This window comes from Arthrobacter sp. NPDC092385, from assembly GCF_044755105.1.
Classification (GTDB): domain Bacteria; phylum Actinomycetota; class Actinomycetes; order Actinomycetales; family Micrococcaceae; genus Arthrobacter_D.
In genome coordinates, this window is sequence record NZ_JBIVQL010000005.1 from 62,773 (window position 1) to 87,156 (window position 24,384).

Genomic DNA, 24,384 nt, shown 5'->3' on the forward strand with positions numbered 1-24,384 from the left:
TGGGGACCCGGAGGGTCGGAACCAACCCGGATGAGTTGATTTTCGCACGCCGGCGTCCATACTGATGCCATGCACTACGTCCTGACGATCAACCAGCGCGACTCACGCGAGGTCGGCGACCTCGTGGGCGACCTGCTCAAGGACCTGCGCCCCCTGCCGACGGTGGTCCCGTTCCAGCGCTCGGTCGGGGACGAGGTGCAGGGCGTGGTCGATTCGGCGTCGACGGCGGTGGATGCCGCGCTACGGGCCATCCGCCACCGGCGCTGGCACGTGGGCATCGGGGTCGGCGGCCTCACTCCCCCGGTCCCCGAGCGGCTCGTCGAGGCGGAGGGCTACGGGCTGGTCTACGCGCGCCGCGCGGTCAACCGGGCCCGGAAGACCGGCGAGCGCATCCCGCTCGCGGTCGAGGGGCCCGACGGCGAGATCGCGGCGGAGGCCGAGGCGGTCCTCCGGCTGCTCGGGCAGATCGTCTACACGCGCACCGAGGCGGAGTGGACCGTCCTGGACCTCATGACCCCGGGCGCCCGGGGGCAGCAGAAGTACGTCGCCCAGGAACTGGGCATCACCACGCAGGCCGTGAGCCGCGCCGTCGTCCGCTCGCACTGGCTGGAGGAGTGGGCCACGCGGCCGGCCGCAGCCCGGCTGCTCGACCTCACCTACGGGCCGGCGTCGCTCCCCGAGGCGAGCCTGGCGTACTGACGCCCGATCGCCTGCCAGTGGTTCCGTGACGGAGCGGCGCGGTCCCCCGAGGGTCTTGAGTCGCCGGGTCGAACACCCTACCGTGGTGCGAACGGCAAGCACCCCAGGAGATGACATGTCCCTCGTCCGCGTGCACAACTTCTCGGTCTCCCTCGACGGCTTCGGCGCGGGCGAAGGGCAACGGCTCGACGCCCCGTTCGGCCATGCCGGCTCACGGCTCATGGACTGGGCCGTCGACACGCGCACCTTCCGCGAGATGGGCATCCCGGGCACGTCCGAGGCGTCCTTCGGCGTCGATGACGCGCTTGCAAGCAGATGGGGGGCCGGGATCGGCGCGGAGATCATGGGCCGCAACAAGTTCGGCCCGCAGCGCGGCCCCTGGGAGGACGGGGAATGGAAGGGATGGTGGGGGGACGACCCTGTCTTCCACACCCCCGTCGTCGTCCTGACGCACCACCCGCGGCCGGCACTCGAGCTGGAGGGCGGAACCACCTTCCACTTCGTCGACGCCGACCCCGCCTCCGCGCTCCGGCAGGCGCGTGCCCTGGCCGGCGACCTCGACGTCCGGATCGGTGGCGGCGTCAGCACGGTCCGGCAGTTCCTCGAGGCCGACCTGATCGACCACCTGCACGTGGTCCTCGTGCCGATCGTCCTGGGCAGGGGTGAACGGCTCTGGGACGGGCTGGAGGGACTGGAAGAGCGCTTCGACATCGAAGCGACCCCTTCACCCTCCGGGGTGCTCCATCTGGTCTTCACGCGTCGCGCCGCCCCCTGAGCGGTCAGCCCCCTGAGCGGTCAGCCCCCTGAGCGGTCAGACCAGGGAGCGCAGGACCTTCGCGGCGCCGTCGTCGAAGACGGTGCCCGTGACCTCGGAGGCGGCGGAACGGACCTCGTCGGGCGCCTGTCCCATGGCCACGCCGCGCGCCGCCCACTGGAGCATCTCGATGTCGTTCCGGCCATCGCCCACGGCCACCGTGAGGCTCCGGTCCGTTCCGAGCCGCTGCCGGAGGACCTCCAGCGCGCTCGCCTTCGTGACTCCGGAGGCCGCGATGTCGAGCCAGGCGGTCCAGCCCACGGAGTAGGTCACCCCGTGCAGGCCGATGGAACCGACGGCGGCGCCGAACTCGTCGGCCGAACTGTCGGTGCTGAAGACGACGACGCGCACGGCACGGCTCTCGAGCATCTCCTCGAAATCGACGCTCTCGGCCTCGGAACCGAAGCTCGCATCCTGGAAGCTCTCCGTGGAGAGGAACCGGCCGCGGTCGTCCTCGAGGGCGTACTTGGCGGAGGGCAGCTTCTCCCGCAGGGCCGACAGCGCGGGCTTCGGATCGAACGTGACGCGGTCGAGGACCTCGAAGCCGTCCGGAAGTGCCGTGTCGATCCGCAGGGTGACCCCGCCGTTGGAGCACACGGCGTAGCCGCGCGTGATCCCGAGGAGCCGGATCACGGGGAGCGTGGCCCCGAGGGACCTGCCCGTGGCGATGATGACGTCGTGCCCGGCTTCGATGACGGCCTGCGCGGCGTCGCGCACCTCCTCCGTCATCGACCCCTCATGGTCCACGAGGGTGCCGTCGACGTCGAGGGCTATGAGGTGGCGTTTACGGTTCTCCTGCCGGTCATCGATGCCGGCATTGATCAAAGTGCTCATACTTCAGTGAACCAGACGGCGGTGACGCCCGGCTAGCGTGGCGACAGTACCGGAAAGACTTCCAGACCGTTGAGGTACGGCCGCAGCGCAGCCGGTACGGTGACCGAGCCGTCCGGGTTCTGGTGGTGCTCGAGGATCGCCACGATCCAGCGCGTGGTCGCGAGCGTGCCGTTCAGGGTCGCGACGGCCCGCGTTCCCTTGGCGCCCTCACCCTCCTGGCGCTCGCGGATGTTGAGGCGCCGGGCCTGGAACGTGGTGCAGTTCGACGTCGAGGTGAGTTCGCGGTAGTCGCCCTGGGTGGGCACCCATGCCTCGCAGTCGAACTTCCGGGCCGCGGACATCCCGAGGTCGCCGGCGGCCGTGTCGATAACGCGGTAGGGCAGCTCGACCTTCGCGAGCATCTCCTCCTCCCACGCCAGGAGGCGCTCGTGCTCCGCGGCGGCATCCTCGACCGTGGTGTACGTGAACATCTCCACCTTGTTGAACTGGTGGACCCGGATGATGCCGCGGGTGTCCTTGCCGTGCGAGCCGGCCTCCCGGCGGTAGCAGGAGGACCAGCCCGCGTAGCGCACGGGACCGGCACCGAGGTCGATGATCTCGTCGGAGTGGTACCCGGCGAGGGCCACCTCCGAGGTGCCCACGAGGTACAGGTTGTCCTCTTCGAGCCGGTAGATCTCGGCGTCGTGCGCTATGTCGAAGCCCGTGCCCTGCATGGTCTCGGGCCGTACGAGGGTCGGGGTGATCATCGGCGTGAAACCGGCCGTGATCGCCTGGTCGAGGGCCATCTGCAGCAGTGCGAGCTCGAGGCGCGCACCGACGCCCTTGAGGAAGTAGAAGCGTGACCCGGAGACCTTGGCCCCGCGCTCCATGTCGATCGCGCCGATCAGCTCGCCGATCTCCAGGTGGTCGCGGGGCTCGAAGCCCTCGGCTGCGAAGTCCCGCGGGGTGCCGACCTTCCTGAGCACCACGTAGTCGTCCTCGCCGCCCTCGGGCACACCCTCCTGCACGAGGTTCGGCAGCTTGCGCAGGAGTGCCTCCTGCTCGGCCTTGGCCTCCTCGGCACCGGCCGCGGCGGCCTTGACGGAGGCCGCGAGTTCCTTGACCTCGGCCAGGAGTGCCTGCTTCTCCTCGCCCTTGGCCTGCGCCACCCTCTTGCCGAAGGCGTTCTGCTCGGCGCGGAGCGTCTCGTACGACGTGACGGACTCCCTGCGCTTCGTGTCCGCTGCGAGGACGGCGTCGATGAGCGACTCGTCCGCCCTTCGGGCGCGCTGCGATGCTCGGAACTGCTCGGGATTCAGGCGGAGGTCGTTGACGTCGATCACACCGTCAAGACTACCCAAACCCGCAGGGGCGGCAGGCCGCGGGGGCCGGGCCGCTATTGTGGATGACCATGCGCCGCAAACTGCTCGCCGGAACCGCCGCGGCGTCAGCCGCTGTCGCGTCCGTCCAAACCTACTGGTCCGTCCGGCGGCTGCAGCAGACCCGCACGCCCACCGCATCGGTCCACGCGCCGGAGCCGGTGGCCGAAGGCCCCCAGCGCGTGGCCCTGGTGCTCAACCCCTCCAAGCTGCAGGCCGGGACGGCCCGCGCCCTCGTCGAGCAGGCGTGTTCGGACGCAGGCTGGGAGCCTCCACTCATCCTCGAGACCACCATCGAGGATCCCGGGACGGGCCAGGCGGAGCGGGCCCTGGAAGCGGGTGCCGACGTCGTCGTCGCAGCCGGCGGCGACGGGACGGTGCGGGCCGTGGCGCAGGCGCTCGCGCACCGGCCGGCCGCACTCGGGCTGCTGCCGCTCGGGACCGGGAACCTGCTGGTGCGGAACCTCGGCCTGCCGTACCACGACATCGCCGGGTGCCTCCGCCTCGCCCTCCACGGACACGAGCGGCGGATCGACATGGCACGGATCAGCCTTCGGAACGACCGCACCGACGTGACGTCCGAGCACCCGTTCCTGGTCATGGGCGGCGTGGGCTTCGACGCAAGCGTGGTGGCCGACGCGAAGCAGGACCTCAAGGACAAGTTCGGCTGGCTGGCCTACAGCGAGGCAGGCGTCCGCCACCTGCCCGGCCGGCGGCGCCGGATCTCCATCAGCCTCGACGGCCAGCCGCCGCAGAGCCGCAAGGTCCGCAGCCTGCTCGTTGCCAACTGCGGGAAACTGCCCGCGGGCGTCGACTTCGTGCCGGACGCCGTGCTCGACGACGGCTACCTCGACGTGGTGGTGCTCAGTCCGCGCAGCCTCCTGGGCTGGACGTGGATGGCGGCGAAGATCCTCCTGCGGCACCGCGGGGGCATCCCGGTGATCAGCTACTACCGCGCGAAGGAGGTCACCGTGTGGTCGGCCGACCCGATCGCGACCCAGCTCGACGGCGATGCCTCCGGGTCCATCACCTCGATGACGGCCCGCGTGGACCCGGATGCACTGATGGTCCGGGTGCCGGCTCCGGCTCCCGGACCATCAGGGTCCACCTCGGTGCTACCCCTGCCGGAGTGGCGCAGGACGTGGCAGCAGCGCTGGCAGCGGATCCTGCGCGGCTCCTAGCAGGACAGGGGTCCTAGCGGTCGCGGTCCGTGTATTCTCCCTGGCCCTCGGGCTCGTCGATGAGCGGCTTGTCCTTGTCGGTGTACTCGCCCTCCTCCTCCGGCTTCTGGGCGGAGGTGTAGCCACCGGACCCGCCGGCGGGCTCGCTGCTGGTGTAGTGGCCCTCCTGCTCGGCGGCGTCCACCGCGTCCGAGGTGTCCCGGTCGGCGCGATCGGCCTGCTGGTTGATGAGGGCCTGCTCCTCGGCGAAGCGGAGATCGTTGCCCTGGTCGCCGGCGTCGCCCTGCCAGTTCGGATCCGACGTCGAGCCGTCACCCTCGTTGGGGTTCACGATGTGTCCTCCATGAGCGTTCTCGGTCATGATGCTGCCTTTCGTCGAAGGATGCGCTCCTCGTTGGGCGCCCGTTGCCAGCGTACTGACGAACGGGATGGTTGGAAATGCGGGGAGTCAGTCCCGCAGGAGCTCCTGCACGGCCTTCTCCGAGGCCGAGTAGGTGGTGATCGGGATGACCTCTCCGCTCATGAACCGGTCCACGAGCCTCGGGTCCACGTAGGAGCTCCGGGCCACGGACGGCGTGTTGCCGAGGTGGTCGGCGACCGCCTTCATCGTGGCGCTGACGGCCTTCTGCCGCGCGGTGCGGCTCGTCGCCTTCAGGTCCTCCTTGGCGAGGGCCATCGCCGCGACGACGGTGGCCTGCCACGTCCTGAAGTCCTTCGCGGTGAAGGGGCCCCCCGTGACCTGGCGCAGGAACTCGTTGAGTTGCGAACCGTCGACGTGGTGCCATTTGCCGTCGTCCGTCTGGTACGCGAGCACCGTGTCCGGGTCCTCGCGTTCCATCATGGGGCGCAGCGCGCGGGCGAGGTCCTCGTCCTCCAGGCGGGTGTCCCAGTGCTGGCCGCTCTTGCCCGGGAAGTCGAAGGTGACCACGTCGCCCTCGACCGTGCAGTGCTCCACGAGCAGCGTCGTGACGCCGAACGAGCCGTTCGCCTCCGCGTACTGCGTGGAGCCGATCCTCAGGGCACCGGCGTCGACGATCCGGAGCGCCGCCGCGAAGGCACGTTCCCTCGTCATGCCGTCGCTGCGCAGGTGCTGCGTGATGACCCGACGCGCGCTGGGGAGCTTCGCACCGAAATCGAGGGCGCGGTCGAACTTCTCACGGTCCTTCTGCTCACGCCACGCCGGGTGGTACATGTACTGGCGCCGGCCGGCGTCGTCCGTGCCGATCGCCTGGACGTGCCCGTTGGGGTACGGCGCGATCCACACGTCCTTCCACGCCGGCGGGATCACGAGGTCCCGGATGCGCTCGATCTCGTCGCGGTCCTGCAGCAGTTCCCCGTTCGGCGCACGATAGCTGAAGCCCTTGCCGTGGCGACGACGGGTGATACCGGGCCTGCGCGTGTTGCTGCGGCGCAATCGAGCCATCGAGAGAACCAGCCTTCTGGTGGGAGGAGGACCTGCGATAGTAAGCCTACTGTGCTTTACTCCTTCCCGTGCAGGGTCCCTCAGCGGCCCCCGAGGATCCCGCCGAGCCACGCATCGGCCGCACCGAAGGCGTCGTCGGTGGTGTGGCGCTCGACGGCGGGCAGGCGGCGGTCCGCGCGCGCATAGGACCCGAGGAACCTCAGGCCCGGGCTGATGCGGTGGAGCCCCTTGAGGGCATCGGCGACGCGGGCGTCCTCGACGTGGCCGTCGGCGTCCACGCTGAAGAAGTAGTCGCCGAGGAACTGGCCGGTCGGCCTGGATTCGATGCGGCTGAGGTTCACGCCCCGGGCCGCGAACTGGTCGAGGATCTGCATGAGGGCGCCCGGGTGGTCCTCCGGCAGGGGGATCACGAGCGTGGTCTTGTCCGCCCCGGTGCGCGGCGGCAGGGCGTGCGGGCGGCCGACGAGGATGAAGCGGGTCACCGCATCGGCGACGTCGCCGATATCCGAGGCGAGGACGGCCAGCCCGAGGCGTTCCGCGACGAGCGGCGAGCAGATTGCGGCGTCGTAGCCGTCGTCGCCGCCGGCGAGCCCGTAGGCTGCAGCCGCGGTCGACGACGCCGGGAAGTATTCCGCCTCCCGTACATTCGCATCCACCCACGTGCGGCACTGCGCCCAGGCGTGGCCGTGGGTGGCGATGCGGCGGACCTCCCCGAGCGAGGCGCCCGGCCGGGCGGCGAGCACGAACGTGATCGACACGAGTTCCTCGCGCAGGATCCGCAGCGGCTCGCCGACGGCGATGGCGTCGAGGGTCGCACTCACGCCGCCCTCGACCGAGTTCTCGATGGGCACCATCGCGGCGTCCACGGACCCGGACCGGACGGCGTCGAGTGCCGATGCCACGGTCGACGCCGGGACGCGGCGGGCGGTGTCGGCGCCCGGCACCTGGAGGAGGGCGGCCTCGGTGAAGGTACCCTCCGGGCCCAGGTAGGCGTAGGAGGTGTTGTCCGGGCGCGTCACAGGACGGTGGGCTCGCTGCCCGTCTCTGCCACCATCGGCTTGCCGGCCTCGAGCCAGGCGCCCATGCCGCCGCTCACGTTGATGGCGGTGTAGCCGTTGCCCTCGAGCCACTCGGCCGCGCGCTGCGACCGGCCGCCGCTGCGGCAGATCACGTGCAGGTCCTCGTCCGGGTCCAGCTCGCCGAGCCGGGCCGGCAACTGGTCGAGCGGGATGTGCAGGGCGCCGTCGACGTGGCCGGCCTCCCACTCGTAGTCCTCGCGGACATCGAGGATGCGTGCGTCGGCGGGCACGGCTGTCACCGGTACGTTCTGGAGTTCGCTCATGTGCCTACCTTTTCACGCGCCGGCGGGGCATCGCCATTGCTACGGACCCATCCGGGACCGTACTGCGGCATAGTTGTGCTTGTCGTTTCCCGCAGGGCCCACGGCGCGGCGGGTCCCGTGTCGGCCCGCCCCCGACTGGAGCCCCCATGAGCGAACTGCACGAACTCTCCGCCCTCACCCTCCGGGATGCGCTGGCCCGCGGGGCCGTGAGTGCCCGCGAGGTGACGGAGCACTTCCTCCGGCGGATCGATGCCCTGAACCCGGACCTCGGCTCGTTCGTCACCGTCACGCACGAGGACGCCCGCCGCGCCGCCGACCACGCCGACCGCCTGCGCGCCTCCGGGGCGGCCCTCGGCCCGCTGCACGGGGTACCCCTCGCCCACAAGGACCTCACCGACGTCGTCGGGGTGAGGACCACGCTGGGCACGGCAGCCCTGGACCACGCCGTCGCGCAGCAGGACGCCCCGCTCGCCGCCGTCCTGCGGCGTGCCGGTGCCATCAGCCTCGGCAAGACCCAGGTGCCCGAATTCGGACTGAGCTGCTACAGCGAGAACCGCATCGCCCCGCCCGCACGGAACCCGCTCGACCGCCGGCTCAGCCCGGCCGGCTCCTCGGGCGGCAGCGCGGCCGCCGTGGCGGCCCGGCTGATCCCGTTCGCGCCTGGGACCGACGGCGGCGGCTCCATCCGCATCCCTGCCGCCGCCACAGGCCTGGTGGGCCTCAAGCCGAACCGCGGGCGCGTCCCGTCGGGATCGGGCCAGGCCGACCTCGGCCAGTTCGTGGTCGCCGGCCCGCTCGCCCACTCCGCGGTCGACGCCGGGTTGCTGCTCGACGCCCTGGTGCGGGAACCGAACTACCGGCCCACGAGTGCGGCCTCCCGCTATCCCGGCTCCTTCACCGACGCGGCCCTGCGTGCCGAGGGACGCTTCCGCATCGGCGTCAGCACGGCCTCGCCCTTCTCCGGGGCGATGGACATCGGGCTGGACAGCGCCGCGAGCGACGCGTTCTCCGCCGGGATCCGGGTCCTGCAGCGGGCAGGGCACGACGTCGTCGATGCGGACCTCCGGTACGACAGCCGCTACCACGACGCCTTCCAGCTCGTCTGGACCGCCGGCCTGGCGACCGCGCCGATCCCGGACGAGCGTGAGGACCGCCTGACGGAGATCACCCGGGTCCTGCGCCGTCGTGCCCTGGGACGCACGGCTGCACAGCTCGCGGGCGCCGTCGACGTGCTCCGGCAGTTCGAGCAGGACACGATCGAGCAGTACTCGCACTACGACATGGTCCTGACGCCCGCAGTAGCCATGACGCCCCGCCCGATCGGCTGGTACACGGACGCCGACGGGGACACCGACTACCTCCGGCAGTGCCAGTACTCGCCCTACACCTCGATGGTGAACGTCTGCGGGCTGCCCGCCGTGACCGTCCCCACGCTGCGCCTCCCGGACGGGCTGTCGATGAGCGTCCAGCTCATCGGACGGCCCGGCGAGGAAGCGCAGCTGCTCGCGGTGACTGCACAGATCGAGGCCCTCCGGCAGGACGGCTCCGAATTTCCATCTCCTGCGCCCGGTGGCACCATGGAGTGAGTGAGTACAACCCAGCGGACCGCCGGCACCGGCGCGAAGACGTTCCTCGGCCACCCCCGCATGCTGGCGAACCTCTTCAGCGTCGAACTGTGGGAACGGTTCTCGTTCTACGGCATGCAGGCACTGCTCCTCTACTACATGACGTACTCCCTCGCCGAGGGCGGCCTCGGCTTCGCCCCGGGTACCGCGGCGGGGCTCGTGGGTGCGTACGGCGGAGGCGTCTACCTCTCCACGATCCTCGGGGCCTGGCTCGCGGACCGCGTGCTCGGATCCGAGCGGGTGCTGTTCTCCTCCGCGATCATCATCATGTGCGGGCACATCGCCCTCGCCCTGCTGCCGGGCGTGGTGGGCCTCACGGTCGGCCTCGTCCTCGTGGGCGTCGGCTCGGGCGGGCTGAAGGCCAACGCCTCCTCGCTCGTGGGCACGCTCTACGCGCAGGGCGACGACCGCCGCGACGCCGGGTTCTCGATCTTCTACATGGGCATCAACATCGGCGCCCTCGTGGGCCCCCTGCTCACCAACCTCGCCTGGGACGCCTACGGGTTCCACGTCGGCTTCGGGCTGGCCGCCGTCGGCATGGCCGCAGGACTCATCCAGTACGCGGTGGCCCGCAGGAACCTGCCCTCCGCCGCGCACCGGGTCGAGAATCCCCTCCCCCGCGCCGCGTACCCGCGCTGGATCATCATCGCCGCCGTCGTCGTCGTGCTGCTCGGCGTGGTCCTGGCCACGGGCCTGCTCACTGCAGGCAACCTCGCCGACGTCATGGCGTACACCGCGATCGCAGCGACCATCGCCTACTTCTCCGTCATCCTCTCGAGCAGCAGGGTCTCCCGCGTGGAACGGCGCCGGGTCTACTCCTTCATGCCCCTCTTCCTGGCGAGCGCGGCCTTCTGGTCCCTGTTCCAGCAGCAGTTCACCGTGGTGGCGCTGTACTCCGAGAGCCGCCTGGACCGCGACCTCTTCGGCTGGGAGATGCCCCCGGGCATGGTGCAGTCCATCAACCCCGTCTTCATCATCATCTTCGCCGGGATCTTCGCGGCCCTCTGGACCCGGCTCGGCAGCCGCCAGCCGTCCTCGCCCCTGAAGTTCGCCGTCGGCCTGATCATCATGGGCCTCGCATTCCTCGCGTTCATCCCCTTCGCCGGAGGCGGGCCCAACAGCACCCCCCTGATCGGGCTGGCGGCGATCCTGCTGCTGTTCACCTGGGCAGAGCTCTTCATCTCGCCCATCGGCCTGTCCGTGACCACCAAGCTGGCGCCGGAGGCCTTCCGCACGCAGATGCTGGCCCTGTTCTTCCTGTCCATCTCGCTCGGCACCACGGTGTCGGGCCTCCTGGCCGGCTTCTACTCTGAGGAGGCCGAGGTCCCGTACTTCGCCTTCAGCGGGGTCACCGCGATCATCCTCGGAGGCGCCCTCATCGCCGGCGCCCCGGCCATCCGCAAGGCCATGAGCGGCGTGCGCTAGGAACCTCCGCCGTCGCCGACAGGGCCGCCCCACCCGCGGGCGGCCCTGTTGCGTGCGCGGCGCCCATCGCACAGACTTCTACCCACCGGTAACTTCCGTGCCGGCGTTGCAGCACCGTGTCGAAGGATCAAAGGAGATCGCGTGTCGAACCTCGCCAACAACCTCGTGGCCACCGCAACGAGGAGCCCCTCGGCCGTGGCCATCAAGCTCGACGACGTCGAGGTCACCTTCGGGGCGCTCGAGGTACTCAGCCAGAAGGTCGCCACCCTCCTCATCGAGCAGGGAGTCCAGCGGGGTGACCGCGTGGCCCTGATGATGCCGAATATCCCCCAGATGGCATTCATCTACTACGCGGTCCTGCGCGCCGGTGCCGTCGTCGTCCCGCTCAATCCGCTCCTCAAGGGCCGGGAGGTCGCCTACCACCTGACCAACTCGGGCGCGCGGCTCGTCTTCGCCTGGGAAGGCATTCTCGGCGAGGCCCGCTCAGGAGCCGAGGCATCAGGCGCCGAGACCGGGAACGACGTCGTCGTCCTTCCGGTGGACAGCGAGGCCTTCCTGCAGCGTGTGGCCTCCGCCGAGCCGACGCCGGGCGTCGTCGACCTCGACGGCGAGGACACCGCCGTCGTGCTCTACACCTCGGGCACCACCGGCCGGCCCAAGGGCGCCACGCTCTCCCACACCAACCTGTTCCGCAACACCGAGATCTCCCGCGACCTCATGGGCACCTCCGAAGGCGACGTGCTCTTCGGCGGGCTGCCGTTCTTCCACATCTTCGGGCAGACCTGCGCCCTCAACGCCGCCGTCCTCACCGGCGCCACGGTGACGCTGCTGCCGCGCTTCGAGCCGGGCAAGGCGCTCGAGATCATCGCACGGGACCACGTCACCATCTTCGAGGGCGTCCCCACGATGTACGTCGCCATGCTGCGCCACCCGAGCGTCGCCGGCACGGACCTCTCCTCCGTGCGCGTCGCCGTGTCCGGCGGATCGGCCCTGCCCGTCGAGGTGCTGCACGAGTTCGAGCAGGTCTTCGAGGCGGATCTCCTGGAGGGCTACGGACTGTCGGAGACCTCGCCGATCGTGAGCTTCAACCGGGTGGGCCGGCTGCGGAAGCCCGGTTCCATCGGCACCCCCGTGGACGGCGTCGAGGTGCGCATGCTCGACCCGGAGGGCGCCGAGGTACCGCAGGGCGAGATCGGAGAACTGGCCGTCCGCGGCCACTGCGTCATGAAGGGCTACTGGGAGAACCCCGACGCCACGGCCGCCGCCATCCCCGACGGCTGGTTCCGCACGGGCGACCTGGCCCGCGTGGACGAGGACGGCCTGCTGTTCATCGTGGACCGCAAGAAGGACGTGATCCTGCGCGGCGGCTACAACGTGTACCCGCGCGAAGTGGAGGAAGTGCTGTACGAGCACCCGGCCGTGGCGGAGGCGGCGGTGATCGGCGTGCCGGACGAGCTGCACGGCGAGGAGATCGTGGCGGTCATCGGCGTCAGGTCGGAGCACGCCCCGGCCGATGACGCCGCGGGCGAGGCCCTCGCCGCCGAGATCGTCGCCTTCGCGAAGGACCGGATCGCCGCCTACAAGTATCCGCGCCGCGTGGTGCTGGTGGAGGCCCTGCCCAAGGGCCCCACGGGCAAGATCCTCAAGCGCGAGATCAAGGTCTAGCCCCGCGGAACCGCACCGAACAGGCCGTAGACCTGCGCGGCGGCGTCCTCCATCAGCTCCGCGGCCCGCCGGATCAGCTCGTCGAGCTCCATGGGACCGGTCGCGATGGAGAACGCTGCCGCCAGCCCGGCGCCCTGCACCTGGGCCGCCGTGAGCTGCACGCGCCCCGCGATGGCCACCACGGCGCATCCCGGCGGAGCGTTCTCGACGACGGCCTGCACCACCTTGCCGCCGAGGGACTGCGAGTCGAAGGATCCCTCCCCGGTCAGGACGAGGTCGGCGTCGGCCAGCGCACCGGCCAGCCCGACGGCATCCGCCACCAGGGCGGAGCCGGGCACGATCTCCGCGCCGAGGAACGGGACGAGCACCGCGGGCAGCCCGCCGGCTGCACCGGCACCGGCCACGTCCGTCATGTCGACGCCGGTCTGCGCGGAGACGACGCCGGCGAGGTGCGCGAGGTTTGCGTCGAGGACGGCGACGTCGTCCGGCGTCGCTCCCTTCTGCGGCCCGAAGACCGCCGCGGCGCCGCGCGGCCCGCACAGCGGATTGTCGACGTCGACCGCGATGCGCCAGCGCACCCGGCGGGCCCGCGGGTGGAGGTTCACCGTGTCGATGGACGCGAGGGCCGCGAGCGCGCCGCCCCCCGGTGGCAGGATGTCCCCGTCGGCGTCGAGGAAGCGTGCGCCGAGAGCGGACAGGAGCCCCGCGCCGCCGTCCGTCGTCGCGGAGCCGCCGATGCACAGCAGGATCTCCTCCGCGCCGTCCTCCAGGAGCCGCGCCGCGATCTCGCCGACGCCGTAGCTGGTCGCCGTGAGCGCGTCGAGGGGGAGGTCGGCGACGAGTGGCAGGCCGTTGGCCTCCGCCGCCTCGAGGACTCCGCGCACGGGGTCCTGTTCCACGCCGTCCCGGGGCGCCACGGGACGGACGGCGGAGATGCCGTAGCGCGCTGTCCGCGCCCGGCCGACGGCGTCGTGGCACCGCGTGGTCCGCGGCTCGGCCCCCCAGGCCGCGAGCAGGGCGTCGAGGGTTCCCTCGCCACCGTCGGCCAGTGGGGCCAGGACGACGTCGGGTGCGGGATGGCCGAGGCGCGCGGCGGCGGCGAGGACACCCGCCGACATCGCAAGGGCAGCCTCCCCGGCGGGAAGGCTGCCCTTGAGGGAATCGGGTGCGAGGACGATCTTGAGCGGGCGCTGGAGCGCTGGCGTGGTCACCCGTCCACCCTAGCGGTGGGTCCGGCCGCGTTCGGGGCCGCGGCGGCGGGTGTCAGGTACCGGACCCGCCGTTGTTGTCCACCTCGAAATCGGGGGCGATCTCATCCTCGGTGCCGGGGCCGCCATAGCCGCCCGCTGTCTGCTCCTCGAGCTTGCCGGCCTCCTCCGCGCCCTGCTCCTCGGGATCGCCGGTCGGGGTGTCGTTGGACTTCTCGCTCATGGTGCTGCCTTCCGTGATGCGTGTGCCCCCTGGTTGGGTGCTGATACTCAGCTTACTGATGATCAGGGTCCCGGCAACCGCCGCTTCCGGAGGGCTGCTGGGGTGGCTGGTGTAAAAGCACGCATTCTTTGACATGCTGGGGCCATGGCAAACCGAGCGGGCACCGTAGCCCTTCCCAGCGACCTCATCGACGTGACCAAGCTCCTCGACGCTTATTTCGAGCTCACACCGGACCTCGGAGATCCCGCGCAGCGCGTGGCCTTCGGGACCTCGGGGCACCGCGGCTCCTCGCTGAAGTCCTCCTTCAACGAGGGACACATCGCGGCGATCACCCAGGCGATCGTCGAGTACCGGGCAGGGCAGGGCATCACGGGGCCGCTCTTCATGGGCAAGGACACGCACGCCCTCTCCGAGCCGGCGCAGAACACGGCCCTCGAGGTCCTCGCGGCCAACGGTGTGAGGGTCCTCGTCGACGCCCGCGGAGCCTACACCCCCACCCCCGCCGTCTCGCACGCCATCCTCACCTACAACGCAGCCAAGATCGAGCAGGCGGACGGCATCGTCATCACGCCGTCCCACAACCCCCCGGGCGACGGCGGCTTCAAGTACAACCCCCCGCACGGCGGACCCGCCGATTCGGATGCCACCACCTGGATCGCGGACCGCGCCAACGAGCTGCTCGAGGGAGGGCTCCGGGACGTCCGGCGCATGCCGATCTCGCAGGCCCGCACCGCCGAGGGCATCGGGAGCTACGACTTCCTGCAGCAGTACATCGACGACCTGCCCTCGGTCCTGAACCTGGATGCGATCCGTTCCGCGAACGTCCACATCGGCGCGGACCCGATGGGTGGCGCATCGGTGGACTACTGGGGTGCCATCGGTGAGCGGCACAACCTCAACCTGACGGTGGTCAACCCGACGGTCGATCCCCAGTGGGCGTTCATGACCCTCGACTGGGACGAGAAGATCCGCATGGACTGCTCCTCGCCGTCCGCCATGGCCTCGCTGATCGGGAGGGCCACCGAGTTCGACATCGCCACGGGTAACGACGCCGACGCCGACCGCCACGGGATCGTCACGCCCGACGCCGGGCTGATGAACCCGAACCACTACCTGGCCGTCGCCATCCAGTACCTCTACGCGAACCGCCCCAACTGGCGTGCGGACGCCGTGATCGGCAAGACCCTCGTGTCGTCGTCGATCATCGACCGCGTCGCCCTCGACCTCGGCCGCGTGCTGCAGGAGGTCCCCGTGGGCTTCAAGTGGTTCGTCCCCGGACTGCTGACCGGCGATCTGGCCTTCGGCGGCGAGGAATCCGCGGGCGCGTCCTTCCTGCGCCATGACGGCACGCCCTGGAGCACCGACAAGGACGGCATCCTGCTGGCGCTCCTGGCCTCGGAGATCACCGCGGTGACCGGGAAGACGCCGTCCCAGCACTACACCGGGCTGACCGACCGCTTCGGAGCACCGGTGTACGCACGCATCGATGCCGCGGCCACGCGTGAGCAGAAGGCGGCCCTGGGGAAGCTCGCACCGTCGGACGTCACCGCCACGACCCTCGCCGGCGAGGAGATCACCGCGCGGCTGACGGAGGCGCCGGGCAACGGTGCCCCGATCGGCGGACTGAAGGTCACCACCCAGAACGCCTGGTTCGCGGCACGGCCCTCGGGCACCGAGGACGTCTACAAGATCTACGCCGAGTCCTTCAAGGGCGAGGAGCACCTGAGGCAGGTGCAGGCCGAGGCGAAGGCGCTGGTCGACGGCGTCATCAGCTGACCGGCGATCCTAGAGGAGCCTGCGCAGCAGCCTCCTCTTGACGGGGCCGAAGGGTGGATACGCGAGGCGCAGCGTGTCCACCCGCGTGGGCTTGGAGAACACCGGCTGCACATGGCTGAAGATCTCGAAGGACTGCCGCCCGTGGTAGCTGCCGGTGCCGCTCGCGCCCACTCCGCCGAACGGCAGTCCCGGCACCGCCAGCTGGATGACGCAGGCGTTGTGGGCGATCCCGCCGGCCTGCACGCGCTCGGTGAACTCGCGGAGGTGCTCCTCGCGGTCGCTGAACAGGTAGGCCGCCAGCGGGTGGGGGCGCCTGCCGATGAAGCGGATCGCCCCGTCCAGGTCCTCCACCTCGAGGATCGGCAGGAGCGGACCGAAGATCTCCTCCTGCATGAGCGCCGACGCGGGGTCCACGCCCCGCAGGACGGTCGGCTCGATGTACCGCTCCGCACGCTCGTGCCGGCCGCCGGAGACCACCGTGCCGCCGGCCATGAGGTTCACGAGCCGGTCGAAGTGGTGCTCGTTGATGATCCGACCGTAGTCGCCGGACGTCCTCGGATCGGTGCCGTAGAAGTCCCGCACGGCATCCGCGATCGCTGCGGCCAGCACGGGCGCGGCGGCCGGCGTCGTCAGGACGTAGTCCGGTGCCACGCAGGTCTGGGCCGCGTTCATGAACTTGCCGTACGCGATCCGCCGGGCCGCCGCGCGCACGTCCCCGCCCACGACGACGGCGGGTGACTTGCCGCCCAGCTCCAGCGTCACGGGGGTCAGGTGCTCGGCCGCGGCCTTCAGGACGATCCTGCCCACGCGCTCGCCGCCCGTGTAGAACACGTGGTCGAACGGCTGGGCGAGCAGGTCGGTGCTGGCCTCGACGCCCCCTTCGACGACGGCGACGGCCTCCCGGTCCAGGTACTCCGGCACGAGGCGTGCGAGCGCCCGGGAGGTCGCGGCGGCGAGTTCGCTGGGCTTGAGCACCGCGGCATTGCCCGCCGCGAGCGCCCCGACGAGTGGGGCGAGGACCAGCTGCAGCGGGTAGTTCCAGGGCCCGATGATCAGGACGACGCCGAGGGGCCGGGCCTGGATCCACGCCCGGGCCGGCAACAGGCCGCCGGGCACGGCGACCTTCTGCCGGGCCATCCAGCGGTCGAGGTGCCTGAGTGCGTAGTCCGCTTCGGCCTGGACGACGGCCACCTCGGAGAGGAACGCCTCCGTGCGGCTCTTCCCGAGGTCCTCCTCGAGCGCACGCGTCAGCTCCTCCTCCCGTTCGGTGAGCAGCCGCAGGAGTGCACGGAGCTGCTGCCGGCGCCAGGCGGCGGGGCGGGTCTCCCCGGCGTCGAAGGAGCGGCGCCGATCGGCCAGCACTGCTGCTGCATCCAGCGGCCCGGTCCTCGCGTCGGTGCTCATCGGTCGCCCTTCCCGGTCGGGGCATTCCCGGGGCGGCCCGTGAAGTGCTCCATCGAGCCGTAGACCCTGAACACGCGCCCGGCCATGACGTCCCATGCCGGTTGCGGCAGGAGGTTACGGAGCGTTCCCGCGAGCTGCACGGTCCAGGGCAGCTGCACGCGTGCCTTGCCGGCGAGCGTTCCGCGCCAGGCCTTGTCCACCACGTACTCCGGCTCCATCAGCGGTGTCATGAGCGGGCCACGGGCGCCCTCGAACATGCCGGTCCTGATGTAGCTGGGGATGAGCGTGGTGACGGCAATGGGGTGGCCCATGGAGGCCAGTTCCAGCCGGAGGGAATCGCTCCACCCGATCACGGCCCACTTCGACGCCGCGTACACGCTCATCCGCGGGACGGCCAGTGTTCCGGACGCGGACGCCACGTTGAGGATCCGGGCCGGCGTGCCGCGCTCCATCATCGCCGGGAGGAAGGCGCGCGTGACGTGCATCGGGCCGCCCGCGTTGATGCGGAGGGTGAGGTCGATGTCCGCGAGGTGGTCGTGCTCCCAGAAGTACTTGCCGCGCACTATCCCGGCGTTGTTCACCAGGACGTCGGGCACACCGACGTCGTCGAGGACCGCGCCGGCGGCCGCCTGGATCGACTCCACGGACGCCACGTCCACCACATAGGCGTGCACGGAGGCCGTGCCCGAGGCGAGGCCGGCGACGACGTCCTCGAGGGCGGCGCCGTCCACGTCCCAGAGCACGACGGCGGCGGCACCCTCTCGCGCCGCCCGTTCGGCGTACAGCCTGCCCATGCCCCTGCCGGCGCCCGTGACCAGCACGGTGCGTCCCTGAACCGTGAATACCATCGTGTGTCCTCCTCCTCGGGAACAAGCAACGTAACATCCCGGCAACCCTCTCCCGGTAGGCTTTCCCGGAACCCGCGACCCTTCTGAAAGGCATCCCCATGAGCGCACGAGGTATCGGCTGGACCCTCCATGGGGACAGCAGGAACGTGACCCCGGGCGGTTTCGTCGCACCCGAGGAACGCCTCAGCTGGCCCAGGACCATCGGGATCGGCGCCCAGCACGTGGTGGCGATGTTCGGCGCCACCTTCCTCGTCCCGCTGATCACCGGGTTCCCGCCGTCGACCACGCTGCTGTTCTCCGGCATCGGGACCATCCTGTTCCTCGTGATCACCGCGGGGAAGGTGCCGAGCTACCTCGGGTCGAGCTTCGCCTTCATCGCGCCGATCGCCGCCGCCCAGTCGCAGCACGGAGCGGCCGGAGCCCTCGGCGGCATCGTCATGGCCGGGGCTGCGCTGGCGCTCATCGGGTTCATCGTCCACACCGTCGGCGCCCGCTGGATCCAGGTGGCGATGCCTCCCATCGTCACGGGCGCCATCGTCGCCCTCATCGGCCTCAACCTCGCCCCGACCGCCAAGGCGAGCTTCGAGCAGGCACCGCTCACCGCACTCGTGACCGTGATCGCGATCCTGCTGGTGACGGTGCTGTTCAAGGGCATCCTCGGGCGGCTCTCGATCCTCGTCGGGGTACTCGCCGGCTACGTCGTCGCGATGCTCCGCGGTGAGGTGGACTTCGCCGCGATCAGGAACGCGGCCTGGGTCGGCCTCCCGGACTTCGCGGCACCGGAGTTCCACCTCTCGGTCGTCGGATTGTTCGTCCCGGTTGTCCTCGTGCTCGTCGCCGAGAACATCGGCCACGTGAAGTCGGTGGCTGCCATGACCGATCGGGACCTCGACCCGCTGACCGGCCGCGCGCTCATGGCCGACGGGCTGGCCACCATGATCGCCGGTGCCGGCGGAGGATCGGGAACCACCACCTATGCCGAGAACATCGGGGTGATGGCCGCTTCGCGTGTCTACTCGACGGCCGCCTACTGGGTGGCCGGGATCGTCGCGATCCTGCTGAGCCTCTTCCCGAAGTTCGGCGCGCTCATCGCGACCGTTCCGCCGGGAGTGCTGGGCGGCGCGGGTGTGGTCCTCTACGGCATGATCGGCATCCTGGGCGTGCGGATCTGGGTGCAGAACCAGGTGGACTTCTCGAACCCCATCAACCTCTCCACCGCCGGCGTGGCCCTGGTGATCGGCATCGCGGACTTCACGTGGCAGATCGGTGACCTCACGTTCGCCGGTATCGCGCTCGGCACGGCCGCGGCGCTCGTCATCTTCCACGGCATGACGGCGATCGCCCGCGCCCGCGGGAGCGAGCACGTCGCGGGACCTGGCGACCTCGAGTCCACCGACCACGGCAGCAGGCCCTCCAAGCTCGGCTGACGCACCCGGCCCCGATGGGACAGCCCGGATGGCACGACCCGGATGGCACAATGAGGCCCATGTGCTGCTCCCCCGTCCCCGGCGCCCGATGAACACCACCCGCGAGGTCTGGGCCACGCCGGAGTGGCGCCGGCAGGCGGAGCAGTGGATCGACCTGGTGCTGGAGGGCTTCGGGGTCACGCGGACGGGACCATCCGAGCAGCCGCGCATCCGCTTGTGGTCCACGCAGCTGACCGTCCCCACCGACCACGGCACGCTGTGGTTCAAGGAGAACAACCTCGGGCAGTTCGCCGAGGCCTCCATCTTGTCCCTGCTGGGCGAGCTCGCGCCCGACCACGTGGCGGCACCCCTGGCCATCGAACCGTCCCGCGGCTGGATGCTCTCGGCCGATCATGGTGCCACGCTGGACAGCCTGGGCTCCGGCGACGCCTCCGTCTGGGCCCGCATCACGGGCGATTTCGCCGACCTGCAGCAGATCGTGGCGCCGCACGGCGAGCGTCTCTTCCAGGCCGGGCTGGTTCTCATGAATCCGGAGGTGGCTGCGAACTTCGTCGAGAACCAGTTGCTGCTCCACACCGGGTTGCCGCCCGAGCACCCGTTGCACCTGTCCGCCGAGGAGGCGGACGACGTCGTCGGGCGCCTTCCGGCCATCCACGAAGCCGTGGAGGTGCTCCGCGGCGTGGCGGTGCCGCTCTCGCTGGACCACAACGACCTGCACGCCCGGAACTGCTTCCTGCCCGGCACGAGCGCCGATCCGCTGCGGTTCTTCGATTTCGCGGACTCCTACTGGGCGCACCCCTTCAGCACACTGCTCGTCCCCATCACCCGGATGCGCGAACAGTGGCGCACGACGGCGGACGATCCCCGCATCGCGGCGGTGGTGGACGCCTATCTGGAGCGATGGACGGGCTACGCGCCGCTCGCGGAGCTCCGGACCGCCGTCGAACCCGCCCTGCGCCTGGCGGGGGTGCACCGCTACGGCTCGTGGCTCCGCCTGCTGGTCTACGCCGATGACGATTCGATGCGCGCCTACGCGCCCGCCGCCCTGCACTACCTGCGGACGCTGACCGACCCCGTGCTGGGTTCCGGCCGAACTCCCTAGGGTTCCGCGGAACTCCTCCTTGACGGCCCCCACCAACCCGTGCAAATGTTCTACAACGATGTAGACAACGATGTAAACGGGCCGCACAGCGGCTGCCCGTTCCTCTTCCTCCGAAAGGACCACGTGATAATGACGTCACGTAGCAAGCCCTGGTCGCGCTCAGCGGGCGTCCTCGCCGTCTTGGCCCTCGCCCTCACCTCCGCGATGGTGCCCGCTACAGCGGAGCCGAAGGTACCGGCGTCGCCCGTGCCGCTGGCCCGGCAGTCCGCGGCCGGAAGCCTCGACGACCTCGTCGGAGGCAAATCGGTGGTCGGCGAGACGAGCCCCATCCACGATCCGGCCCTGATCATCGGCGAGGACGGCACCTGGTACGTCTACTCGACGGGGCTCCTCGCCCGCGAGAACGGCGGCACCCCCCAGATCTGGTCGTCGCACGACGAGGGCACCACGTGGGAGTACACCGGAACGGTGTGGGACGAGATCCCCGCATGGATCGACGAGCACTTCGCCGGCGGGACGCTCCCCGAGAACCTCTGGGCACCGGAGATCTACGAGAACGAGGGGACCTACTACCTCTACTACTCGGCATCCCAGTTCGGCGGCAACAACTCCCTCACGGCGCTGGCGACCAATACGACGCTGGACCCCGATGATCCCGACTACGAGTGGGTGGACCAGGGCGTCGTCGTCGAATCACCGGTCACCGGTCTGGACCCGAGCAATCCGGGCAAGACCTTCAACGCGATCGATGCCGGGATCGTCGAGGACGCGGAGGGCAATCCCTACATGTCCATCGGGTCCTTCTGGTACGGCATCTTCCTCGTGCCGCTCGAGTGGCCGAGCGGCAAGCCCGTGGAGGACTGGCAGGCACGGACCGTCAACATCGCCGACCGCTTCATCCCGGGCAACCCCATCGAGGCGCCCTACATCATGCACCGCGACGGCTACTACTACCTGTTCACCTCGTTCGACTTCTGCTGCCGCGGCGCGGATTCCACGTACAAGATCGCCGTGGGCCGCTCGGAGTCCATCACCGGCCCCTACCTGGACAAGGAGGGCCGGAACATGTTCGGCGGCGGCGGATCGATCCTCCTCGAATCCCACGGCGCGATGAACGGCGTGGGCGGCCAGTCCGTGTCCGGCGACTACCTCGCCTTCCACTACTACGACCGCTCCAACGCGTACGCCCCGACCCTCGGCCTGCAGAAGATGGGCTGGGAGGACGGCTGGCCCACCGTGGACCAGCGCGTCGCACTGCCGGAACTCGCCACCGCACCCGCACCCGCACCCGCACCGGCCACGGTCCGCGACGGCCACAAGGCGTTCTTCACGGCGAGCGCCACCGGCACGCCGGAGCCCGTCGCCGTGTGGGAGAGTTCGGACGACGGCGGCGACACCTGGCAGACGGCGGACGTTCCCCAGCGGGCGGAGCGCGGTGACGACAGCACCTACACCTCGGTTGCCGAGGTCACGAAGGCACAGGCGGCGAATGACGGGCGCCTGTTCCGCGCGACGTTCTCCAATCCCCACGGCTCGGTGACCACGGAACCCGTGGAACTGACCGTCGAGCCCAAGCCCGGCAAGGGCCGGAAATAGCCGACGCGGCGCCCGGAGCACGGGCGCCGCATCCAGACTCGGTGGATCACCGGTGGGCGCGATACCTGCGGTGATGCACCGATACCGAGGGAGCCCGGTTGCGGGAGTGGCCGCGACCGGGCTCCTGCATGTCCGGCGTCGGTCCGGACGGCCGAGCCTACGAGCGGCCCAAACGGCCCGGACGGCCGTGCCTACCGGCGGCCCGGACGGCCCTGCGGCCAGGCGGACCGGTTGCGCATGCAGTCGGCGAGGACGTCCGCCGCGTCCGACACGAGGCCGTCGACGCCGAGGTCCAGCAGCCGGTCCATGTCCCGGCGCTCGTTGATGGTCCAGACGTGCACCTGGAGGCCGGCGGCATGGCAGGAGCGCAGGAACCGGCCCGTCACCACGCGCACGCCACGGTAGGTCTCGGGCACCTGCAGCGCCTGGACGCCCGCGATGCGCGCGAGCGGCCCGGCCAGGCCGAGCGGCGCGCAGAGCTTGAGGGCCGCATTGACCGCCATGCCGGCCGAGGATGCCGTGGGACGGTCCAGCAGGCGCAGCACGGCACGCCGCCGGCGGTCGGAGAACGAGGCGACGAGCACCCTGTCGTGGGCTGCGAGCCGGTTGACGAGGTCCGCGAAAGGGCGCACGCAGTCCTCGCTCTTGACGTCGATGTTCAGGCGCAGGGCGGGCCAGCGCCCGAGGACGGCTTCGAGCGTCGGGATGCCGCCCGATCCACCGATCGACAGAGCGCCCAGCTCCTGCGCGGTGCGGGAGGCGACCGGGCCTGAAGCGTCCGTGACGCGGCCGAGGTCCTCGTCGTGGAAGACCATCACCACACCGTCGCTGGACGCACGGACATCGATCTCGAGGAACGCGAAGCCGAGGTCGACCGCCCGCTCGAAGGCGGCCATGGTGTTCTCACCGCCGCCGGGCGCGAACCCCCGATGGGACAGCGCGAGCGGAAGCACGCCGTCGTGGAGCCCGGCACGGTGGTCCAGGTAGGGGTAGCGTCCCGGGTCAGGCCTCGCGAAGGGCCGCAAGCCGTTCCTCCAGCACCTGCGCCACGCCGTCCTCCTCGAACGGCGGAGCCACGAGGTTAGCGGCAGCGAGCGCATCGGGATGGCCGGAAGCCATCGCGTAGCCATGGCCCGCCCAGCCGAGCATCTGGACGTCGTTGGGCATGTCGCCGAAGGCGACGACGTCCGCCGCGCTGATCCCGCGCGCCGCCGCGTACCTCGAGAGAGTGACCGACTTGTCGATAGCCGGCACGGCCATCTCGAGGAGGGCGACCGTCGGGGCGGAATGGGTGGTGGAGACGAGGTGCGCGACGGCGGGCCTCACGGCCGCGAGGAACCGGTCGGGTGAGATGTCCTTCTCCCGTGCCAGGAACTTGACGATGTCCTCGCCCGGCAGGGACTGCTCGAACGGCTGCGCCGTGAGGCTGCCGAGCAGTTCGGAGGTCGCCGTGTCGGCGAAACCGGATTCGACCTTGAAGCCCGAGACCGTCTCCGCCGCGAAGGTCGCGGCCGGGAAGAGCCCGCGGATGATGTCACGGGCAGCGTAGACGTCCTCCGGCGCCAGGAGGTGCGCGTCGAGGACCCGCTCCGCCTCGAGGTCGTACGTCAGGGCACCGTTCGAACAGATGACCGTGCCCGTGTGGCCGAGCTGGTCGCGGAGCGGATGCAGCCAGCGCGGCGGGCGGCCCGTGACGAAGACGACGTCGACCCCGGACTCGACGCACGCCCGGAACGCCCGGATGGTGCGTTCGCTCATCTTGCCGTCGTGACCCACGACGGTCCCGTCCATGTCGCTCGCCACGAGGCGCATCGCTGACTCCTTCAGGTCCTGGGTCTCCACCCTACCGGCGTGCACGCGTGCCGTGCTCGCCGCCTACTGCTCGAACGTGCCGATCAGCCGTGCTCGGCCGAGAGTGTGGGAGAACAGGTTGAAACCGAGGTATGCCGGCGTCGCCTCGGCCGGCACGCCGAGCGATTCGACATCCACGGCGTGGACCACCACGTGGTAGTGGTGGGGGCCATGCCCGTCCGGCGGTGCGGCACCGACGAAGCCGGCGAATCCGCCGTCGTTCCGCAGCTGGACGGCCCCCTCGGGGAGCAGCCCGGAACCCTCGGTGCCGGCACCGGCGGGCAGGGACGTGGTGGTGACGGGCAGGTCGGCCACGGCCCAGTGCCAGAATCCGCTCGCGGTCGGCGCGTCGGGATCGTAGACGGTGACCGCGAAGCTCTTCGTGCCCTCCGGGAAGCCGCTCCAACTGAGCTGAGGTGACTCGTCCCTGCCGCCGGCGCCCATCATCCCGGAGGCCTGGGCCGCGTCGAGCGGCTCGTGGTGGGTGATGCTGTCGCTCGTGAGTTCGAACTCCGGTACCTGTGGAAGGTCTGCGTAGGGGTCGCGGGTCATCGCTGTGCTCCTCTGGTGGTCGTCGTCGTGC

The 24,384-nt window shown here is 70.6% G+C and carries 23 protein-coding genes; 10 read left to right on the forward strand and 13 right to left on the reverse strand.

All coding sequences use genetic code 11. The annotated features are described in order from the left end of the window. Positions 1 to 69 precede the first annotated feature (69 nt). On the forward strand, positions 70 to 699 hold the full coding sequence (locus tag ACIQCY_RS08010; RefSeq protein ID WP_400483372.1) for a hypothetical protein: 630 nt from the start codon (positions 70 to 72) through the stop codon (positions 697 to 699). A 115-nt stretch (positions 700 to 814) separates the two neighbouring features. Beyond that, positions 815 to 1,474 carry a dihydrofolate reductase family protein gene (locus ACIQCY_RS08015; protein ID WP_400483373.1) on the forward strand — a complete coding sequence of 220 codons (660 nt, stop codon included), beginning with the start codon at positions 815 to 817 and terminating at the stop codon, positions 1,472 to 1,474. 36 nt (positions 1,475 to 1,510) lie between these two features. Here ACIQCY_RS08015 and ACIQCY_RS08020 read toward each other — a convergent pair whose 3' ends face one another. Continuing rightward, positions 1,511 to 2,347: an HAD family hydrolase gene (locus ACIQCY_RS08020; protein ID WP_400483374.1), complete on the reverse strand. Its 837-nt coding sequence runs from the start codon at positions 2,345 to 2,347 to the stop codon at positions 1,511 to 1,513. Positions 2,348 to 2,379: 32 nt separating this feature from the next. Beyond that, positions 2,380 to 3,669: a serine--tRNA ligase gene (gene serS / locus ACIQCY_RS08025; RefSeq protein ID WP_400483375.1), complete on the reverse strand. Its 1,290-nt coding sequence runs from the start codon at positions 3,667 to 3,669 to the stop codon at positions 2,380 to 2,382. Positions 3,670 to 3,737: 68 nt separating this feature from the next. On the opposite strand from serS, the gene ACIQCY_RS08030 reads away from it, so the two are divergent. Beyond that, positions 3,738 to 4,886, forward strand: a complete 1,149-nt coding sequence (locus ACIQCY_RS08030; RefSeq protein WP_400483376.1) for a diacylglycerol/lipid kinase family protein — start codon at positions 3,738 to 3,740, stop codon at positions 4,884 to 4,886. A gap of 13 nt (positions 4,887 to 4,899) precedes the next feature. Here ACIQCY_RS08030 and ACIQCY_RS08035 read toward each other — a convergent pair whose 3' ends face one another. The 4 genes from ACIQCY_RS08035 to ACIQCY_RS08050 form a co-directional block, all read right to left on the reverse strand. Next, positions 4,900 to 5,247, reverse strand: a complete 348-nt coding sequence (locus ACIQCY_RS08035; protein ID WP_400483377.1) for a hypothetical protein — start codon at positions 5,245 to 5,247, stop codon at positions 4,900 to 4,902. An 87-nt stretch (positions 5,248 to 5,334) separates the two neighbouring features. After that, positions 5,335 to 6,309, reverse strand: coding sequence for a DNA topoisomerase IB (locus ACIQCY_RS08040; RefSeq protein WP_400483378.1), 975 nt, complete (start codon positions 6,307 to 6,309; stop codon positions 5,335 to 5,337). Positions 6,310 to 6,389: 80 nt separating this feature from the next. Beyond that, positions 6,390 to 7,328: a prephenate dehydratase gene (gene pheA, locus ACIQCY_RS08045; RefSeq protein WP_400483379.1), complete on the reverse strand. Its 939-nt coding sequence runs from the start codon at positions 7,326 to 7,328 to the stop codon at positions 6,390 to 6,392. Further along, positions 7,325 to 7,651 (reverse strand): rhodanese-like domain-containing protein, encoded by a 327-nt coding sequence (locus ACIQCY_RS08050; RefSeq protein WP_400483380.1) that lies wholly within the window; start codon positions 7,649 to 7,651, stop codon positions 7,325 to 7,327. Before ACIQCY_RS08050 ends, pheA begins: the two co-directional genes overlap by 4 nt. Positions 7,652 to 7,797: 146 nt before the next feature. Between ACIQCY_RS08050 and ACIQCY_RS08055 the strand changes: the two genes are divergently transcribed. The 3 genes from ACIQCY_RS08055 to ACIQCY_RS08065 all read left to right on the forward strand — a co-directional run bounded on the left by ACIQCY_RS08055 (position 7,798) and on the right by ACIQCY_RS08065 (position 12,366). Further along, positions 7,798 to 9,237, forward strand: coding sequence for an amidase (locus ACIQCY_RS08055; protein WP_400483381.1), 1,440 nt, complete (start codon positions 7,798 to 7,800; stop codon positions 9,235 to 9,237). After that, positions 9,238 to 10,701, forward strand: a complete 1,464-nt coding sequence (locus ACIQCY_RS08060; protein ID WP_400483382.1) for a peptide MFS transporter — start codon at positions 9,238 to 9,240, stop codon at positions 10,699 to 10,701. It abuts the gene before it with no gap. Positions 10,702 to 10,842: 141 nt separating this feature from the next. Further along, positions 10,843 to 12,366 carry a long-chain fatty acid--CoA ligase gene (locus ACIQCY_RS08065; RefSeq protein ID WP_400483383.1) on the forward strand — a complete coding sequence of 508 codons (1,524 nt, stop codon included), beginning with the start codon at positions 10,843 to 10,845 and terminating at the stop codon, positions 12,364 to 12,366. On the opposite strand, the gene ACIQCY_RS08070 is transcribed toward ACIQCY_RS08065, so the two are convergent. Together ACIQCY_RS08070 and ACIQCY_RS08075 are read right to left on the reverse strand one after the other, a co-directional pair. Further along, entirely contained in the window at positions 12,363 to 13,577 is a 1,215-nt protein-coding gene (locus ACIQCY_RS08070; protein ID WP_400483384.1) for a glycerate kinase, read from the reverse strand. The genes ACIQCY_RS08065 and ACIQCY_RS08070 overlap by 4 nt on opposite strands. A 52-nt stretch (positions 13,578 to 13,629) precedes the next feature. Continuing rightward, the gene (locus ACIQCY_RS08075; protein ID WP_400483385.1) at positions 13,630 to 13,797 is read right to left on the reverse strand and encodes a hypothetical protein; all 168 of its coding nucleotides are present in this window, start codon (positions 13,795 to 13,797) and stop codon (positions 13,630 to 13,632) included. 144 nt (positions 13,798 to 13,941) lie between these two features. On the opposite strand from ACIQCY_RS08075, the gene pgm reads away from it, so the two are divergent. After that, positions 13,942 to 15,573, forward strand: coding sequence for a phosphoglucomutase (alpha-D-glucose-1,6-bisphosphate-dependent) (pgm, locus tag ACIQCY_RS08080; protein WP_400483386.1), 1,632 nt, complete (start codon positions 13,942 to 13,944; stop codon positions 15,571 to 15,573). A 9-nt stretch (positions 15,574 to 15,582) separates the two neighbouring features. On the opposite strand, the gene ACIQCY_RS08085 is transcribed toward pgm, so the two are convergent. Both ACIQCY_RS08085 and ACIQCY_RS08090 read right to left on the reverse strand, forming a co-directional pair. Beyond that, positions 15,583 to 16,977 (reverse strand): aldehyde dehydrogenase family protein, encoded by a 1,395-nt coding sequence (locus tag ACIQCY_RS08085; protein ID WP_400483387.1) that lies wholly within the window; start codon positions 16,975 to 16,977, stop codon positions 15,583 to 15,585. Beyond that, entirely contained in the window at positions 16,974 to 17,825 is an 852-nt protein-coding gene (locus tag ACIQCY_RS08090; RefSeq protein WP_400483388.1) for an SDR family NAD(P)-dependent oxidoreductase, read from the reverse strand. Before ACIQCY_RS08090 ends, ACIQCY_RS08085 begins: the two co-directional genes overlap by 4 nt. A 98-nt stretch (positions 17,826 to 17,923) precedes the next feature. On the opposite strand from ACIQCY_RS08090, the gene ACIQCY_RS08095 reads away from it, so the two are divergent. The 3 genes from ACIQCY_RS08095 (at position 17,924) to ACIQCY_RS08105 (ending at position 21,950) form a co-directional block, all read left to right on the forward strand. Next, positions 17,924 to 19,252 (forward strand): uracil-xanthine permease family protein, encoded by a 1,329-nt coding sequence (locus ACIQCY_RS08095; RefSeq protein WP_400483389.1) that lies wholly within the window; start codon positions 17,924 to 17,926, stop codon positions 19,250 to 19,252. 28 nt (positions 19,253 to 19,280) lie between these two features. Next, the gene (locus ACIQCY_RS08100; protein ID WP_400483390.1) at positions 19,281 to 20,354 is read left to right on the forward strand and encodes a hypothetical protein; all 1,074 of its coding nucleotides are present in this window, start codon (positions 19,281 to 19,283) and stop codon (positions 20,352 to 20,354) included. Positions 20,355 to 20,483: 129 nt separating this feature from the next. Then, positions 20,484 to 21,950, forward strand: a complete 1,467-nt coding sequence (locus tag ACIQCY_RS08105) for a glycoside hydrolase family 43 protein (RefSeq protein WP_400483391.1) — start codon at positions 20,484 to 20,486, stop codon at positions 21,948 to 21,950. Positions 21,951 to 22,141: 191 nt separating this feature from the next. On the opposite strand, the gene ACIQCY_RS08110 is transcribed toward ACIQCY_RS08105, so the two are convergent. The 3 genes from ACIQCY_RS08110 to ACIQCY_RS08120 form a co-directional block, all read right to left on the reverse strand. Then, entirely contained in the window at positions 22,142 to 22,975 is an 834-nt protein-coding gene (locus ACIQCY_RS08110; protein WP_400483392.1) for a glycerophosphodiester phosphodiesterase family protein, read from the reverse strand. Further along, positions 22,953 to 23,762, reverse strand: coding sequence for an HAD family hydrolase (locus ACIQCY_RS08115; protein ID WP_400483393.1), 810 nt, complete (start codon positions 23,760 to 23,762; stop codon positions 22,953 to 22,955). Before ACIQCY_RS08115 ends, ACIQCY_RS08110 begins: the two co-directional genes overlap by 23 nt. Before the next feature lie 63 nt (positions 23,763 to 23,825). Next, the gene (locus ACIQCY_RS08120; RefSeq protein ID WP_400483394.1) at positions 23,826 to 24,353 is read right to left on the reverse strand and encodes a YbhB/YbcL family Raf kinase inhibitor-like protein; all 528 of its coding nucleotides are present in this window, start codon (positions 24,351 to 24,353) and stop codon (positions 23,826 to 23,828) included. Between the last annotated feature and the right edge of the window lie 31 nt (positions 24,354 to 24,384).